11 protein-coding genes are annotated in these 16,371 nt (G+C 48.7%); 5 read left to right on the top strand and 6 right to left on the bottom strand.

Annotated elements, in window-relative coordinates; all coding sequences use genetic code 11:
- Positions 1-45: 45 nt before the first annotated feature.
- The 3 genes from B5M13_RS32335 to uvrA all read right to left on the bottom strand — a co-directional run bounded on the left by B5M13_RS32335 (position 46) and on the right by uvrA (position 8,472).
- Complete coding sequence (locus B5M13_RS32335; RefSeq protein WP_080060175.1) at positions 46-2,820, bottom strand: DUF1553 domain-containing protein; 2,775 nt, start codon at positions 2,818-2,820, stop codon at positions 46-48.
- Positions 2,821-2,941: 121 nt separating this feature from the next.
- Entirely contained in the window at positions 2,942-5,332 is a 2,391-nt protein-coding gene (locus B5M13_RS32330; protein ID WP_080059578.1) for a sialate O-acetylesterase, read from the bottom strand.
- A gap of 227 nt (positions 5,333-5,559) precedes the next feature.
- On the bottom strand, positions 5,560-8,472 hold the full coding sequence (gene uvrA / locus B5M13_RS32325) for an excinuclease ABC subunit UvrA (RefSeq protein ID WP_080059577.1): 2,913 nt from the start codon (positions 8,470-8,472) through the stop codon (positions 5,560-5,562).
- A gap of 191 nt (positions 8,473-8,663) precedes the next feature.
- Here uvrA and B5M13_RS32320 point away from each other — a divergent pair, with 191 nt between their 5' ends.
- Positions 8,664-9,293 carry an MgtC/SapB family protein gene (locus B5M13_RS32320; protein WP_080059576.1) on the top strand — a complete coding sequence of 210 codons (630 nt, stop codon included), beginning with the start codon at positions 8,664-8,666 and terminating at the stop codon, positions 9,291-9,293.
- A gap of 40 nt (positions 9,294-9,333) precedes the next feature.
- Complete coding sequence (locus B5M13_RS32315; RefSeq protein WP_080059575.1) at positions 9,334-9,966, top strand: hypothetical protein; 633 nt, start codon at positions 9,334-9,336, stop codon at positions 9,964-9,966.
- 79 nt (positions 9,967-10,045) lie between these two features.
- On the opposite strand, the gene B5M13_RS32310 is transcribed toward B5M13_RS32315, so the two are convergent.
- The gene (locus B5M13_RS32310; RefSeq protein WP_080059574.1) at positions 10,046-11,683 is read right to left on the bottom strand and encodes a GMC family oxidoreductase; all 1,638 of its coding nucleotides are present in this window, start codon (positions 11,681-11,683) and stop codon (positions 10,046-10,048) included.
- A gap of 228 nt (positions 11,684-11,911) precedes the next feature.
- On the opposite strand from B5M13_RS32310, the gene B5M13_RS32305 reads away from it, so the two are divergent.
- A complete protein-coding gene (locus B5M13_RS32305; RefSeq protein ID WP_080059573.1) occupies positions 11,912-12,715 on the top strand; it encodes an SMP-30/gluconolactonase/LRE family protein in 804 nt (267 codons plus the stop codon).
- A gap of 113 nt (positions 12,716-12,828) precedes the next feature.
- Here the strand turns inward: B5M13_RS32305 and B5M13_RS32300 are convergent, their stop codons facing one another.
- Both B5M13_RS32300 and B5M13_RS32295 read right to left on the bottom strand, forming a co-directional pair.
- Complete coding sequence (locus tag B5M13_RS32300; protein WP_080059572.1) at positions 12,829-13,491, bottom strand: phosphatidylserine decarboxylase family protein; 663 nt, start codon at positions 13,489-13,491, stop codon at positions 12,829-12,831.
- Positions 13,492-13,583: 92 nt separating this feature from the next.
- A complete protein-coding gene (locus B5M13_RS32295) occupies positions 13,584-14,858 on the bottom strand; it encodes a Glu/Leu/Phe/Val family dehydrogenase (protein WP_179950472.1) in 1,275 nt (424 codons plus the stop codon).
- A 343-nt stretch (positions 14,859-15,201) separates the two neighbouring features.
- On the opposite strand from B5M13_RS32295, the gene B5M13_RS32290 reads away from it, so the two are divergent.
- Positions 15,202-15,588 carry a TraR/DksA family transcriptional regulator gene (locus B5M13_RS32290; protein WP_020596321.1) on the top strand — a complete coding sequence of 129 codons (387 nt, stop codon included), beginning with the start codon at positions 15,202-15,204 and terminating at the stop codon, positions 15,586-15,588.
- 285 nt (positions 15,589-15,873) lie between these two features.
- Positions 15,874-16,299 carry a phage holin family protein gene (locus tag B5M13_RS32285; RefSeq protein WP_080059571.1) on the top strand — a complete coding sequence of 142 codons (426 nt, stop codon included), beginning with the start codon at positions 15,874-15,876 and terminating at the stop codon, positions 16,297-16,299.
- Positions 16,300-16,371 lie beyond the last annotated feature (72 nt).

The following is a 16,371-nucleotide window of genomic DNA, read 5'->3' as shown; positions in this document are numbered from 1 at the left end:
AGCCCCTCCCCTGAAATCAAAGGAGGGGTTAGAGTGGGGTAAAAGCTATTCCTTTGTAACCACCTCATCCAGATTCATCATCGTATTGGCTGTAACCGTTAGGGCCGCTAGTTGTGGGGAAATGGCCGAACAGTCCATACCCGGGCGATCCAGTAAGTTTTCGGCCTGACCGGGCTGTTTCTGATAATACTGCTCAGTAGTCTGGTAGAGCCTGACCAGAACCGCCAGCTTTTTGGGAGATACCTCCCGCAGCATAAGCCGCTTGAAACCCGCCTGTATCTGCTGACTGGGCGATTGGCCGTGTTGATGCATATACTCAGCTAAATGCTGGGCTGCTTCTACATACACAGGGTCGTTCAAGGTTACTAATGCTTGCAGAGGAGTGTTCGTGCGAAGTCGACGGAGTTGACAGAATTCACGGCTGGGGCTATCGAAGGTGACCATCGATGGATATGGGGCGGTTCGTTTCCAGTAAGTGTACAAGGCTCGGCGGTGCAAATCTTCGCCCGTGCTTTGTTTCCAGGTTTCTCCGTCGTAAGGCGACTGCCAGATGCCATCGGGTTGAATGGGCATTACACTGGGACCATAAAGTTTGTGGCTAAGTAATCCACTGACAGCTAACGCCTGATCGTGAACTGCTTCGGACGAGAGCCGTACACGAGGGCCACGAGCCAGCAGTTTGTTGTACGGGTCTTTGGCCAGCAACTCAGGGGAGGCCGTTGACTGTTGCCGGTAAGTTGCCGACATGACCAATTTTTTGAGGAGCTTTTTAACGCTCCAGTGGTCTGTATCCATGAAATCAGCCGCCAGATAATCAAGCAGTTCGCGGTGTGTGGGCGGAATACCCTGCGTACCCATGTCTTCCACGGTTTCAACAATGCCCGTACCAAAGAGTTGCTCCCAGAATCGGTTCACGGCCACCCGAGCGGTAAGCGGCTGATCGCGACTGACCATCCAGCGGGCCAGACCTAGCCGGTTTTTAGGCAGCTCAGTAGTCATTTTGGGCAATGAATTCGGAACGTCGGGCTTTACAAGTTTACCTTTAACCAGCCAGTTTCCCCGCTCAAATACGTGCGTTTCGCGGAACAGATCGCCCGAGCCGTCGAGTAGGATGGGGGTTTGTTCGGCATCCGCATTCAGCAGATCAGAGAGAAGTTTGTCCTGTTCGCCAAGGGTATTCTGGGGCTGGCCGGGCAGGATCGGCGCAAAGGCCACCCACTTAATTTGCACCCACTCTTTCGGCTTCTTGGTGCTATTGAGCGACAGATACAGGTTATGGCGCCCCTGAACGGCAGGTAGCGGAATCATTTGAACCGTATCTTTTCCGGGCTTCGGGGTAGGAATCGTTGCCAGAACTGGGCCATCCAGGCGATCCTGGTGCAGGGTGACCGTGGCATTTTCGGCCTTCGTTCCCCAGCGAATCAGCATTCGAGGCCGACCTGTGAGCGTAACCTGTTTGATTCGGCACGACCCTTTGTCCTGAAAGCCAAAATACTTGGCATCCAGCAGGGAGGCATTGACGTATTGGTCGAAATCGTGTGAATTGATTTTGGGTTCAATGGTACGAACCAGATGGGTTACCTGATCGACGGTAGTCTGTGCCTGTTTTGGGTTAGCAACTGACTGGCGAATATACTGTTGCAGCGTAGCCAGCCTGGTGGAATCGGCAGGTTTGAGAAAGCGTAGGGTAGGTGTATCACTAGTTACGTCTTCGTCGCGGGTGTTATTGAAAAAGGCCAGGTATTTGTAATATTCCTCGTTGGTAAATGGATCGTAGGGGTGGCTGTGGCATTGTACACAGCCGAAGGTCGTGCCCTGGAATACATCCCAAGTGGTATTGACCCGATCAATAACAGCTGCGGTACGGAACTCTTCATCCTGCGTGCCCCCTTCGTCGTTGGTCATCGTATTCCGGTGAAAGCCAGTGGCCACTAGCTGATCGTCGGTAGGCTTGGGCAATAAATCACCCGCGAGTTGTTCTACAGTAAATTGGTCGAAAGGTTTATCCGCATTGAACGCTTTGATGAGCCAGTCCCGATACCGCCAGATTTTTCGACCGGGATCGCGCTCATAGCCTTTTGTATCGGCATAGCGGGCCAAATCGAGCCACATACCCGTCCAGCGCTCGCCATAAGCGGGCGATTGGAGCAATCGGTCGACTACTTTTTCGTAGGCGTTAGGATCGTTATCGTTTATAAAATCGGTTGCCTCTTTTTCTGTGGGTGGTAAACCTGTCAGGTCAAGCGAAACCCGCCGGATCAATGTCGCTCGGTCGGCTTCGGGGGAGGGCTTCAGCTCGTTTTGCTTTAGTTTGTCAAGAACGAAGTGGTCGATTTCGTTTTTAGCCCAATCCGTTTCCTCATCGTGCGTAATACCGAGTCGACTCAGGAACGTGCCAATTTTTGGGACATCGGGTTTCTGAACGGGTTGATACGCCCAATGGTCGCCCCATTCGGCACCTTGATCGATCCAGTTACGAAGCAGCTCTATTTCATCGGGTTTCAGGGCAGGATGATCGAGCGGCATTCGCTCATCAGGATCGGTTAAGGTCAGTCGCCGAATCATCTCACTGGCGTCGGCGTCACCTGGAATAATAGCTGGTTTGCCAGATTTTGCCGGAGCCAGGGCTTCCTGTTTGAACAGTAGCGAAAAGCCCGACGCTTTTTTCACACCACCGTGACAGGCAATGCAGTTCTTATTGAGCAACGGTTTAACCTGTGTGTTATAATCGACTCGTTTCTCAAAAATGCCCAAAAACGACGATAGCGTGAAGGCTAATCCAACACCCATTAAGCCAACAAGTATCCATTGAGTTTTCATAAACCAATACAATCAAACATCACATACTTCTAAAAGCACATGATTGGCTATTTGTACTATGAAAATCACTGATTGCTTTGATTTTAACGTAGAAGAGAGATAGAAAAGTTTTCGACAGGATTTACCGAACCCGTACATCGACCTGAGTGGTGTCGTCTTCGCCGTTAGTAGTACCGTTATTGGGCGTGGAATCTGGGTCGGCAACGCTGGAAGCTGTCAGTTGGGCTCTGCAAATACCAGTTCCTGAAGCCGTAGCCCGTGACCGGAAGATAAGCGTAACACTACTACCAGCCGCTAAACTACTGACTCCACTGACCAGATTACCACCCGATGTGCCAAAGTCGTCGCCTGAAACAAATGTCTGGCCAGCGGGCAGGGTAGCCGCCACACTTAGACCTGAAGCCGATAAACCTCCCTGATTGGTAATAATTAATGAATAGCTGATAATCTCGTTGATAACTGGCGTTCGGGTGTTGGTCACCAGCCGGATGCTAATATCGGCTTTGTTAGGGTCCGGAGTGGGCTGGCTGCTAATGACGGTTGGTAATGGAACCTGATTTGGATTGGGTGAGGCAAACAGACTAGCGCTTGGTTGAATCGTGCGGAAGTCTACCTGGGCGGCATCATCCTGGCCATCGCCCGTACCAGAGTTGGGTTGGCTATCGGGATCAGTACTCGTTGCCTGGGCGATCTCAGCGGCATTCTGGTAGTAGCCTGCGGCAGTTGGCTGAGCAACAAAACGGAAGGTCTGGGTAGCGCCCATCGCCAGATTAATGGCTGAACTAGTCAGGACTCCGCTACTAACCGAAAAATCGGCAGAGGATACAAACGCCAGATTGGTCGGTAGCCGATTCCTGATCACAACATTGGTGGCTTGTCCTGGCCCATCGTTACGAACGGCCAGACTGAAGGTGACAGGTGTACTCACCGAAGCACTTCGGGAGCTAATGGCCATGCTCAGGCTAACATCGGCCTGCGTTTGGGTTGTAATTTGAAAGATATTGGACGGAACGGCTGGGATAGCTGGTGAACTTGCCACGACCCGAATCCGGTAATAACCACTGGTTAATGAACTGGGTAAGGTTACCTGGATCGGGCTGGTAGCTCCGTTGCCCAACACACTTTTATACTGCCCCAACGAGTCAAGCAACTGGACCTGCCATTGATTCCCACCATTGAAGGTGCCTAATGTCGCAAACGATACACTTACGGTTGCGCCCGGCAGTACGGTGTTCGCCAGATTACCTGTTACGGCAAACTGAGTTGGCATGATCGGTTGCGCATTCTGGAAAAACGATGTATTCAGGCTATTGTTCCAGTTCCGGGCCAGGTGGGATAAGCCCATATTGGTCGGAATCGATCCGGTATTCAGGTAATACTGAGGATTGGGAGATGGGCGCTGAATATTTCGAAAATGCCCACCGTTTTCACCCGCATTTCGTAAAGGTATGGTATCCGTGAGGGGCCCTTGAAATACATTCAGGCCGGGGGTATTGATAACCTGCAATTGTTTATCGATAACCGGCTGACGAACTGGGTTTACGGGGTCGCCATCAAACGAAACACGGGCTACCATCCAGGATAGATTACGACCCCCAAAATCCTGCCGTGATTTCTGAATAAGATTGGTCAGATTGGTGGCATAGGCAGGAATACTGCCCGAGTTGGCATCTCCGTATTCGGCTTCGCCCTGATGCCAGAGTATGGCTCGTACACCTGCCATCGACAGGTAATAGTTCATGACATTCTTCAGGTTGGTGTACGGCTGTAGATTAGGCCAGTTTTCAACGCACCAGTATCGGTTACAGGCCGGAATTCCATTTGCACTGTTAATCCAGTTCTCAACTGTGGAACTATCCCAGCCTGTTATATAAAAAGCTACCGGCACGTTATATCGATTCACGATGTAGTCGCCTAGTTCGCCCCAGCACCACGAACTTTCGGCCATTGGAAAGATACGCCTTCCAGCCGTGAGGGGTTTATAGACAGGTACGGGGAGTGGGTCGCCCGACGAATATAGGGCTTGAGCGCCTGGAGGATAGTAATGGTTGATGGAATCGATGGTGCTGACCCGGTCGGTAAACGAGCCTAGGTCATTATCGCCGATACCTAAACCGCGAGAGTTCGACTGACCTGCCGAGACAAATATCTCACCGATACCTACCGGCTGTACTGAAGCCTGAGCTACTACGATATTATTGACAATGGTGCGGACAGTCAGGACATACCAGCCGCCCGCACCTGTGACGTAGCCTAGAAAAATATTATTGGTTGGGCTGGTTTGTACAGTTTGCCAGCTTGTTGCGGTTCCCTGCCCGGCCACAGCGGGTGTAAGTTGAGCCTCGACACGATCGACCGTACCCGTAAATCGGCCCGCTATATACAGTCGCCCATTACCATCCAGTCCGCGTTGTACCACAAATCGCGCCATGGGATGCGTAATCTGGAGCTGTGCAACGGCCAGCAGTGGACAAAAAATGAGCAAAAGAAACCATTTTATAAATGATGGCATGAACAGTCGATCCGATAATCTGGCAAAGATAACAGACAAGTCGGCTTATCGTTGGCTACTCATACCACTATTATTGATGTTGTTTAAACGTTTGCAAATTGAGCCAAAGCAGATGCATTTTTGTCATTTCGAACGGTCCGCCGGTGCGGAGAGGAAATGACAAAAATGCTACCCAAAAAAAACGTTTAAACAGATTCATCAGGAAGTCACCACTACCGAATAAGCCGTTATACTTTTCCCCGCAAATACTCTGCCGTATAATTACCGTCGGTTAGCTTTACCATCTCTTCGGGAGTTCCTGTAAACGTTACATAGCCACCCGTTTCGCCCCCTTCAGGCCCTAAATCAATGATATGGTCGGCATTTTTAATGACTTCCATGTTGTGTTCGATAATAATAACTGAATCTCCCTGATCGACCAAAGCATTAATAGCCGAAAGTAATTTTCGAATATCATGGAAATGAAGGCCGGTTGTAGGCTCGTCGAAGATGAAAAGCGTGCCGCCTTTGTTCGGATTTCCTTTGCCCAAAAACGATGCCAGTTTTACGCGTTGGGCTTCGCCACCCGAGAGTGTATTGGCCGATTGCCCAAGTCCAATATACCCCAGGCCAACGTCCTGCAAAGGCTGTAATTTGTCTGCCATTTTCGGATCGACTTCCCGGAAGAAGGTAATAGCCTCATCGACGGTCATATCCAGAATGTCCGATACATTTTTGTCGCGCAGCATCACCTCCAGTACTTCCTGCTTGAACCGCTTGCCTCCACAGCCTTCGCACTTGAGGTAAATGTCGGCCATGAACTGCATCTCGATTTTTACCTCGCCTTCGCCCTGACAAACTTCGCAGCGGCCACCGTCGACGTTGAACGAGAAATGGCTTGGTTTATAACCACGCGATTTCGACACGGGCTGATCGGCCATCACAGTTCGCAGGTAATCGTAGGCTTTGATATACGTAACGGGGTTGGAACGGCTCGACTTCCCAATCGGGTTCTGGTCGATCATTTCAATGGATGTGATCCGGTTGAGAGACCCTTCCAGCGATTCGTATTTGCCTGCTTCTTCGGCCGCTTCACCTTTTTCACGCATTAGCGCCGGATACAAGACTTTACGGATGAGGGTACTTTTGCCGGAGCCCGAAACGCCCGTCACTACCGTTAGTGTATTCAGAGGAAAGCGGACATCGACGTTTTTAAGGTTATTCTCGCGGGCCCCTTTCAACTCGATAAAATTGGTTGCCTTCCGGCGGAATGGCGGTACAGGTACAGTCTCCTGACCCGTCAGAAAGTCGATAGTGTGGGAGCGGGAAGCAATCGCATTCGCCACGCCCTGTTCCCCGCTCTGTGCGCCTTGCCCATTAATTTCGTCCCACGTTCCCTGAAACACCAGATGACCACCCAATGAGCCGGCATCGGGGCCGATGTCGATGAGTTGGTCAGCCGCCCGCATGACTTCTTCTTCGTGTTCGACCACAATAACCGTATTGCCCATATCCCGCAGCGATTCCAGTACACTAACCAGTCGCTTAGTATCGCGGGGGTGAAGCCCAATACTTGGTTCGTCCAGAATATACATCGAGCCAACCAGCGCCGAGCCGAGTGATGTGGCTAATTTAATGCGCTGATATTCACCGCCAGATAGGGTGTTCGTTAGCCGGTTTAGCGTCAGATAGCCAAGGCCAACCCGCTCCATATAATCCAGTCGGTTCCGAATCTCGATCAGAATCCGGTTGGCTATCTGCTGCTGTTGTGAAGGAAGTTCGAGATTGTGAAAAAATTCAGTAACCTGCGTAATGGGCATCAGAACGAGGTCGGTAATGGATTTGCCGCCTACTTTTACGTAGCTCGCATCTTTCCGTAGCCGCGATCCCCGACATTCGGGACAATTCGTTTTACCCCGGTAGCGCGACAACATCACCCGGTACTGAACCTTAAATGTCTGGCTTTCGACGTAATTGAAAAAAGCATTCAAGCCGTCGAAGTAGCTGTTCCCTGTCCAGAGTAATTCCTGTTCGGCTTGGGTCAGGTCCTTATATGGGCGATGAATCGGGAAATCGAAGCGGATACCATTTTTGAGGAGTGGGCGCAAAAACTCTTCGCTCATTTTCTCACTCCGCCAGGGCGCAATGGCTCCTTCGAAAACGGACAGGTTTTTATCTGGGATAACCAGGTCTGGGTCAATACCCAGCACTTTGCCGAATCCGTCGCACCGCCGACAAGCTCCGTACGGGTTATTGAACGTGAACAGGTTGACACTAGGCTCCTCGAAGGCAATACCGTCGAGTTCAAATTTATCGGAAAAGGTACGCGATTCCTGTCCGACAATATCGACCCGGCAGTTGCCATCGCCCTCATTGAAGGCTGTTTGTACCGAATCTGAAAAACGGTATAGGTTGTCTTCGTCGGGTTTGCCATCCGTATCGTACAGCACCGTTCCCCGGTCAACAAGAATTTCCAGCAAAGTGGAATCGTGCGACAGTAACTCCTCACGCGCAGTTCCCTGCTCCACACTATTCTCCAAAACGTCTTCAATCTGCAAAACCTGGCCGTCGGCAACGATCCGGGTATAGCCTTTCTGAAGCAAGATATTCAGTTCGTAAGCCAATGTGCGTCCTTCGCGTATGCGCAAAGGCGCCATGATCATAATTCGCTGCCCTTCTTCGAAGCCATAGATGTAGTTAACCACATCGGTCACGGTATCTTTCCGTACTTCATGGCCCGAAACTGGCGAATAGGTAATACCCGCCCTGGCAAAGAGTAGTTTGAGATAATCGTATATTTCGGTGGAGGTACCTACTGTAGAGCGCGGGTTACGGGTCGATACTTTTTGCTCGATAGCAATAGCCGGTGATACGCCCTTGATGTATTCCACTTCGGGCTTCTCCATGCGGCCCAGAAATTGCCGGGCGTAGCTGCTCAGGCTTTCGACATACATGCGCTGCCCTTCGGCAAACAGCGTATCGAATGCCAGCGACGATTTGCCTGAACCCGATAGACCCGTCAGCACCACTAGTTTGTTGCGCGGTATGGCAACGTCAATTCCTTTTAGATTATGTACTTTCGCCCCTTTAATGATAATGAACTGTTTAGGGTCGAGCTGGTCAACGGAGCGTAAGTGTCCGGTTTCCGGAGTTTGAGTCATCCTAAGCTTATGAGGTAGAACATGGGCAAGGTCCGATATACCCGAAAAAATCGGATCCAGGTCCTCACTAAATTCTGTGAAACGCTATCTAATTTTAACGGTTAATTTGACAATATGGTTTCTCAGATTTGCCTTTCCTGGCAGTTAAATCCGAGAGCTTTCCTAAACAATTTGATTGACGGATAAAACGGATGAACTTTGCGGAAGAAGATCTGATTCGACTGGGTGTAGCGCTGATTGTAGGTGGCCTGATCGGCATTGAGCGGGAGTATCATGGGAAGGCCGCCGGGCTGCGAACCATGATTATGATTTGCGTTGGGTCGACGTTGTTTACGATTATTTCTGGCCGAATCGGTAATACCGGCGACCGTATTGCGGCTAATATTGTGAATGGTATTGGTTTTTTGGGGGCCGGTATCATTTTCCGGGAAGAGAACCGGGTGAAAGGCCTCACAACGGCTGCAACGGTTTGGGCCGTTTCTGCGTTAGGGATGTCGATAGGGGCGGGTCATTATGATATTGCACTCGTCGGATTTGTGGTCATTTTGAGTTCGTTGCTGTTGCTGGTTGGTTTTGCTGAACGGGTGCAGCGCATGAATCAGTTCCGGGATTATAAAATTGTGACGGCTTTTCACAACAAAACCTTAAACCAATACGAACGCTTTTTCGAAGAATGTGGTCTATCTCCTAAACGGGGGCAACAACAACGGATTGGTTCTGAAATTATTGGCCATTGGCGGGTATATGGTTCCGAAAGTAACCATGAGAAATGTATAAATCGGTTGTTGAATGACCCGGAAGTAAAAGAATTTACCTTCTGATTTCGTTATTAGTATAATTTTCTTTCTTGTACAAAATACTATGAATCATATTAGAAAGCTACTGTTTATCACGGCTTTACTGAGTAGCAGCCTTGCCTTCGGACAACTTACTGAAGACCCGGAAGATCGTAGGGATCAGGGCCGTGATCCGTTGCGGACGCAAACACCCGAGGGACGCCCCTTGCCGTTTGGCCAACGTCTTCGATTTGGGGGAGGTATCAATGGCTTCCGTTTCGGAAATCCATTTAGTTTGGGTGTTTCGCCGGTTGTTGCTTATCAGGCTACCGAGCGTATGCTGATCGGGATCGGTGGAAGCTACACGTATACGCGCTATAAGGCGTACACCAATACGGGCCAAACGGTTCCGTATCTAACCTATAACCAATATGGGGGGCGTGGTTTTGTTATGTATGAGTTTATCCCGTCGATTTTACCAAATCTGTACCTACATGGTGAAATTGAAAGTACAACCATCCAGCAGCTCGAAAATCAGACAGGGGCAAAAACGAGTGCGGCATTGACGGCTCCGTTGCTAGGGGTTACGTATTCGCAGCCTATTTCCCGTCGGTTTGGGGTTAATCTAACGGCGTTGTACAACCTGAACTATAACGACAACTCCTTAGCCCGGACCATTTACGGCAGTCCCTTTGTGCTCCGGTTATCGTTCTTTTAACGGTTAACTCTGGACCAATACAGGCGAATAAAGCGCTGATGGATGATGATATAGACCTGTATTATCATTCATCAGCGCTTTAATTTTTGTCGTGCAGAATCATATCGGCCGCTTTTTCGGCAATCATAATGACTGGAGCGTTGGTGTTGCCCGACACAATCGTTGGCATAATAGACGCGTCCACTACGCGCAGCCCTTCCAGCCCGCGAACGCGTAACCGATCATCGACAACCGCTAATTCATCCGACCCCATTTTGCAGGTGCCAACCGGATGATAAACCGTTTCCATAAACGTCTGGATGTGTGTCCAGAGGGCATCGTCGGAGCTGAAATCCAGCGGAATATTGATACCCTTACTGTAGGAATTAAATGCGTCCGCCTGCATAACCTGAATTGCTTTGCGGATGCCACTGATCAAAACCAGCCGATCGGCTTCTTCGGCCATGTAATTGGGTTGAATAATCGGCGCATCGAGCGAATTTTTCGATGACAGGCTCACATAACCACGGCTTTTGGGCTTCAATAGCGTTGGCAGCACCGTATAGCCATCCGTTAATGGGTAGGTACTTAAATCATAAAAATCGGTACTGCCGTCATTCCCAAAGTGAACAGGGGCAAAATGCAATTGCATGTCTACAGCGTCGGAAGGAGCTTGATGAGACAGGTATTCGGTTTTCAGAAAAGCCACCGCTTCGAGTGGGCTGCTGGTCATGGGACCCGTATGTTTCAGAAAAAACTGAGCAAGCCCTTTTACTTGATTAAGGGGTTTCAGATGGAAATTGGCCGATGCGCCCCGTTGTGTGCATAAACTGCTGACGCCTGTAAATAGATGATCCTGTAAATTCTGGCCAACACCAGGGAGTTCTTTCTTTACCGGAATCCCTGCCGAACGTAGTGTATCAACTGGTCCAATCCCTGATAGCATCAACAGTTGGGGCGACTGAAAGGCACCTGCCGACAGAATAACTTCCTTTCGGGTATTAACCTGTTGTATCTGATTCTTTCCTGTTTTGAACTCAACTCCGATAGCCCGATCATGTTGTATCAGAACCTGTTGGGTGTGCGCATGAGTAATTACCTTCAGATTAGGCCGATTCAAAATGGGCTTTAAAAAGGCTGAAGCCGTGCTATGTCGCTGCCCATTTTTAGTCGTAAACTGAAAGAAACCCGTTCCGGCCTGCCGAGCCCCATTATAGTCTGGATTGCGTTCGATACCCGCCTGTGTGCAGGCTTCAACGAAGCAATTTGCTAACGGTGTCTGGAAACGGGTAGCGTACGTAACATTCAATAGGCCGGTGTTCCCGTGATAATGTGGATCAAGTTGATCATACTGTTCATTATGCTCCGAGCGAATAAAATAAGGCAAAACATCCTCGTAGCTCCACCCCTTATTACCTAGTGCGGCCCATTCATCATAATCAAGCTGATTTCCACGCACATAGGCCATAGCGTTAGTCGATGAGCAGCCTCCCAGCGTTTTACCACGTGGCTGATACATCCGGCGATTATTCAAGGCTTTCTGAGGTTCGGTCCAGAATCCCCAATCGACGGATGAGCCGTGCAGTTTGGTATAGGCTGCCGGAATGCGTATCTCCAGTTTAGTATCTGGCCCGCCCGCTTCCAGCAGTAGCACGGATACAGAGGGATCGGCCGACAGGCGATTGGCCAGCACACAACCTGCCGATCCGGCACCAACAATTATGTAATCGTAGGTCATACAGGCATGAGATTAATAAGTAGAGAATGGTTAACTAATTCTAAAAATAATCAAAAAAGCCAGCGAGTTGGCGGCTACAATCGAGGCAATTTTCGAATCGCAGAATAAGCTTTATAAACAAAAACCAATCAATACTCATTCTATTGGGTGATCAGCATTCATACACAATGTTTAATGGCTCTTGTGGCCTATTTTTTATTAAAACTCAGTGACTCAACGACATGAAGTATGGATCAGATACGTGTATTAGCAGATGGTCTGCGCTTTCCCGAGGGACCTACCTTCGATGATGCAGGCAATTTGTGGTGTGTGGAGCAAAAAGGAGAGGGGTTGTTTTGTCGGTACACGAATGGTGAGACCAAACGTATTAAAACGGGAGGGCAACCGAATTCGCTGATTTGCAATCGGGGTAATCTTTGGTTCTGTGATTCAGGGCAAAATTCGATCAGACGCTTATATATAGCCACCGGAATGATCGAAACGGTGATCAAAGAAATAAGCGGTCAGCCGCTAAATATGCCCAATGACTTGATTTTTGATGATCAGAACAACCTAATTATTAGCTGCCCTGGGCCTTCGGAAGCAGGTCAGCAGGGCTATGTGGTGGTTTACTCGTCAACGGGTTCAATCGAAGTTATTGCAGAGGGTTTGCTTTATCCGAACGGCGTGGTTTTTTATCCGGACAGCCAGACGTTATTAATTGCAGAGACGCATCAGCAGCGCATCTGGGGTGGTTATTGGGACTCTTCAGACTTAAGCTGGGAGAGTATTACTGTTTGGGCTACGGTTATCGATGCTCCAGCAGGGGCGGCCATTCCGGGGCCGGATGGTATGACGGTTGGGCAAGATGGCAATTTGTATGTGGCTGTCTTTGGAGCCGGTATTATACGGGTATTCTCACCTGAAGGAACCTTTGTCCGTGATATTCAACTACCGGGTCAAAATCCGTCCAACTGCACTTACGACCCGTCGGGCGAATTAGGCCTGATTGTAACCGAAACGGAAAAAGGGCAGTTGCTAAGCATTACGTAACGAAAGTAGGGAGAGTTATGAATACAAAAAGAATTGGTGGAATAAGCGCATTGGTTATCTAAACCAATGCGCTTATTCCACCAATCCATGTTACAAACACGTTATCGATCTGCTTATTTCAATTCCGCCAGCACAGTGACACCCCCTCTGGTCACATCACCGATGGCTACTTTAATGTCAGCGTCCAGTGGCAGGAATACATCGACGCGAGAGCCAAATTTGATAAAGCCGAACTCTTCACCCTGTTTAACAGGTTGACCTTCTTTCACATACCAGATGATTCGTCGGGCCACTGCGCCGGCAATTTGTCGCAAAAGTACCTGAACGCCATTGGCTGTTTCGATTACAACGGTAGTGCGTTCGTTTTCGGTACTGGATTTAGGATGCCAGGCCACGAGGTATTTGCCTGGGAAATACTTAAAGTACCGAACAATGCCCGACACCGGGTTGCGGTTAACATGGACGTTCAGGGGCGACATAAAAATGGAAACCTGACGACGACGGTCGTTAAAATACTCACTCTCGGTTGTTTCTTCAATGACAACGATCTTGCCGTCGGCTGGGGCAATGACTTGTGTATCAGCTACTGTCAATAATCGATTCGGTACCCGGAAAAACTGTACTACCAGGATAAACAGAACCAAGCTAACCAGGGCTAACAGGAGGATAGCTGTTGAGTTATCGGAGAAAAGGTAAAAATAAGCGAGTAGGTTCAGGGCCAGTAGAACCAGCCCTGTAGTAATCATGATGGTCGTTCCTTCGCGGTGTAAACGCATGAATTATATATGATATAAGTGGTATGATGTATGATATACAAACACCTGAATGAACAAAATTAGCCATCATATATCATACATCATACATACTTTTAATATCCGCCCCGGTATTTGTAGGTGCTGGCTACTTTGTCGATGGCTACCATATAGGCAGCTAACCGCATGGGTACCTTGAATTTTTGCGAGGTTTCGAATACCCGATCGAAGGCGTCTTTCATAGCCCGGTCGGCCCGGCGATTGATGCGATCAAGCGTCCATTTATACCCGATGCGGTTTTGAACCCATTCAAAGTAGGATACGGTTACACCACCAGCATTGGCCAGAATATCAGGCACGACCAGGATACCTTTGCTGTTAATGATTTCGTCGGCGCTGGCTGAGGTTGGTCCGTTGGCACCTTCCACGATCATTTTGGCTTGAATCGAACCGGCATTGTCGTCTGTAATCACATCTTCTTTGGCGGCAGGAACCAGTACATCGACGGCTAAAGAGAGTAGCTCTTCATTCGTAATTTTTTCGGCCCCAGTAAACCCTTCGAGCGTACCTTTATTCGAGTTGCGGTAATTGACAGCGGCTGTAATATCGATACCGCTTTTATTATAGTAGCCTCCCGAAATATCGCTGACTGCTACAACGGTAACACCCCGCTCGTGCAGAAGTTCGGCGGCAAAAGACCCTACATTGCCAAAGCCCTGTACGGCAGCCGTAGCCCGGTAAGGATTCATCCGTAGTTTATCCATTGCCGCCAGGGCCGCTACGGTGACACCCCGTCCGGTGGCTTCGGTCCGGCCCAGTGAACCACCCAAAACAAGCGGTTTTCCCGTAACAACACCGTTGACGGTCATTCCTTTCGCTTTCGAGTATTCGTCGACGATCCAGGCCATTTCGCGAGGGCCGGTGCCCATATCGGGCGCTGGAATGTCGCGGTCGGGGCCAATTACATCGAGCATCGCAACGGTATATTGACGGATTAGGCGCTCAATTTCGCCAGCCGACATTTCGCGTGGGTTACAGGCAATACCGCCTTTGGCACCCCCATAAGGAATATCGACAACGGCGCATTTCCAGGTCATCCAGGCCGCCAGGGCACGAACCTCGTCAAGATTAACGGCAGGGTCGAGCCGAATACCCCCTTTGGCAGGGCCAAGAATGTTAGAATGAATAACCCGGTAGCCTTCGAAAACTTTTATAGCCCCGTTATCCATCGTAACGGGTAGCCCAACAATAACCTGACGAGCGGGTACTTTCAGGATGTCATACATTTCGTCGGAGATGCCCACCAGTTTGGCGGCAGCGTCAAAACGCGACATCATCGACTCAAGTGGATTCTCTTTATCTTTTATTGGAGCTGGTTCAATGTAGGCCATGACTATGTGTTTGCTTCCTTTTAAACAAATATGCTAATGAAGTGGTCCACAAACTTAATAAATCGTTGGTTATATTGTGAAAGGTCTATTTTTTCTAAAATTAATATAATATTAAAACGGCCGCATAATTTTCTACAATCGATGCCTTTATCAAAAGAGGCTATTAACAAAGGGGATATTAACCGAATATTCATTTGAGAAAATCAGAATTCTCAATTTGATAAAATTCCGATAAAATTAGATTATGTCAGAAGAATCGTTGAAATACCGGATACAAACCATTAATTTTGTGGCTGAAAAAATGAAGCACACCATCTAACGAAAGTTTAACATTGAATTAGCTATGGTTCAGGAAGAAAAAAAGCGTTACTCAGAAGAAGAACTTAAAGAGTTTGAAGAGCTGATTGGGCAAAAACTGGATGCTACTCGCAGCGAACTTAACTACATTAAGGAAACACTGAGCAAACGGAACGATAGCGGTACGGATAATACGTCGGGGAACTCAAAACTGCTCGAAGATGGTGCCGATACCAGCGAACGTGAAAATTTAAGCCAATTGGCAGCTCGTCTGCAAAAGTTTATCCAGCAGTTGGACGCGGCAATGGTCCGTATCAAAAATGGTACCTACGGTATTTGTAAAGATACAGGCAAGTTGATTCCAAAAGAGCGGCTACGGGCAGTACCTCATACGCAGCAAACAATTGAAGCCAAACTGCGTCAATCGAGGTAAGCGACAGCAACAAAACTTGTTGCTCTTGTATATGGACATTGGCATGATGCCTGATTTAATGTAGCCTATTGTCGGACCAGCGATCCTGCTGATAATAGTGCCTGCGCGCTTTTGGCTCTTCTAAATCAGGGAGTAGGCCAAGGGATAGCTCATCGGCAACGGTAAATTATTTGTGAACAGCTTCACACCCTGCGTGTTGAAGCTGTTTTTTTATTTCCTCACTTTTTTGAAACAAATTGAGCCCATATTTGTAAATACCGCAGAAGGAATCAATTATTCATAACCATGCTGGAACATCTGGAAGAAATCCGGGAAAACATATTCCGTTATCTGGAAGCCCGAATTGAGCTGTTTACGCTGGAAAGCCGAGGCAAACTCGAAGAAGGAGTTGTGGTTGGCATTCATGGCATTGTACTCGCTCTACTTAGTACCATGACCCTTCTTTTTCTCTTTATTCTACTTGCTGCTTATTTGAATAAAGTAACCGATAGCCAATACTTAGGTTTTTTGATCGTAGCCGGTTTTTTTCTAGTACTGACCTTGCTCTGGCTTTTTGCTAAAGATTTTTTTAAAGCAAAAATCCGGATAATGGCCTATAGCGCTATCAAAAAAAGTCAGGAGAAAAAAATCGAAGAGAAATCAGAAGCGGTTGAGGAACTGATGGCGCAAACCCGGTCGTCGATGAGCAATCCAGGCCCCCAATCTAATTAACGCATATCTATTTCAGGAAGTCTGGTAAACAGCTACTTACTAGTTTGATACGTTCGCATTCAAACGCTTTTT

The organism is Spirosoma aerolatum (assembly GCF_002056795.1).
GTDB classification, from domain to species: Bacteria; Bacteroidota; Bacteroidia; order Cytophagales; family Spirosomataceae; genus Spirosoma; species Spirosoma aerolatum.
This window is presented reverse-complemented; position numbering and strand designations above follow the sequence as displayed.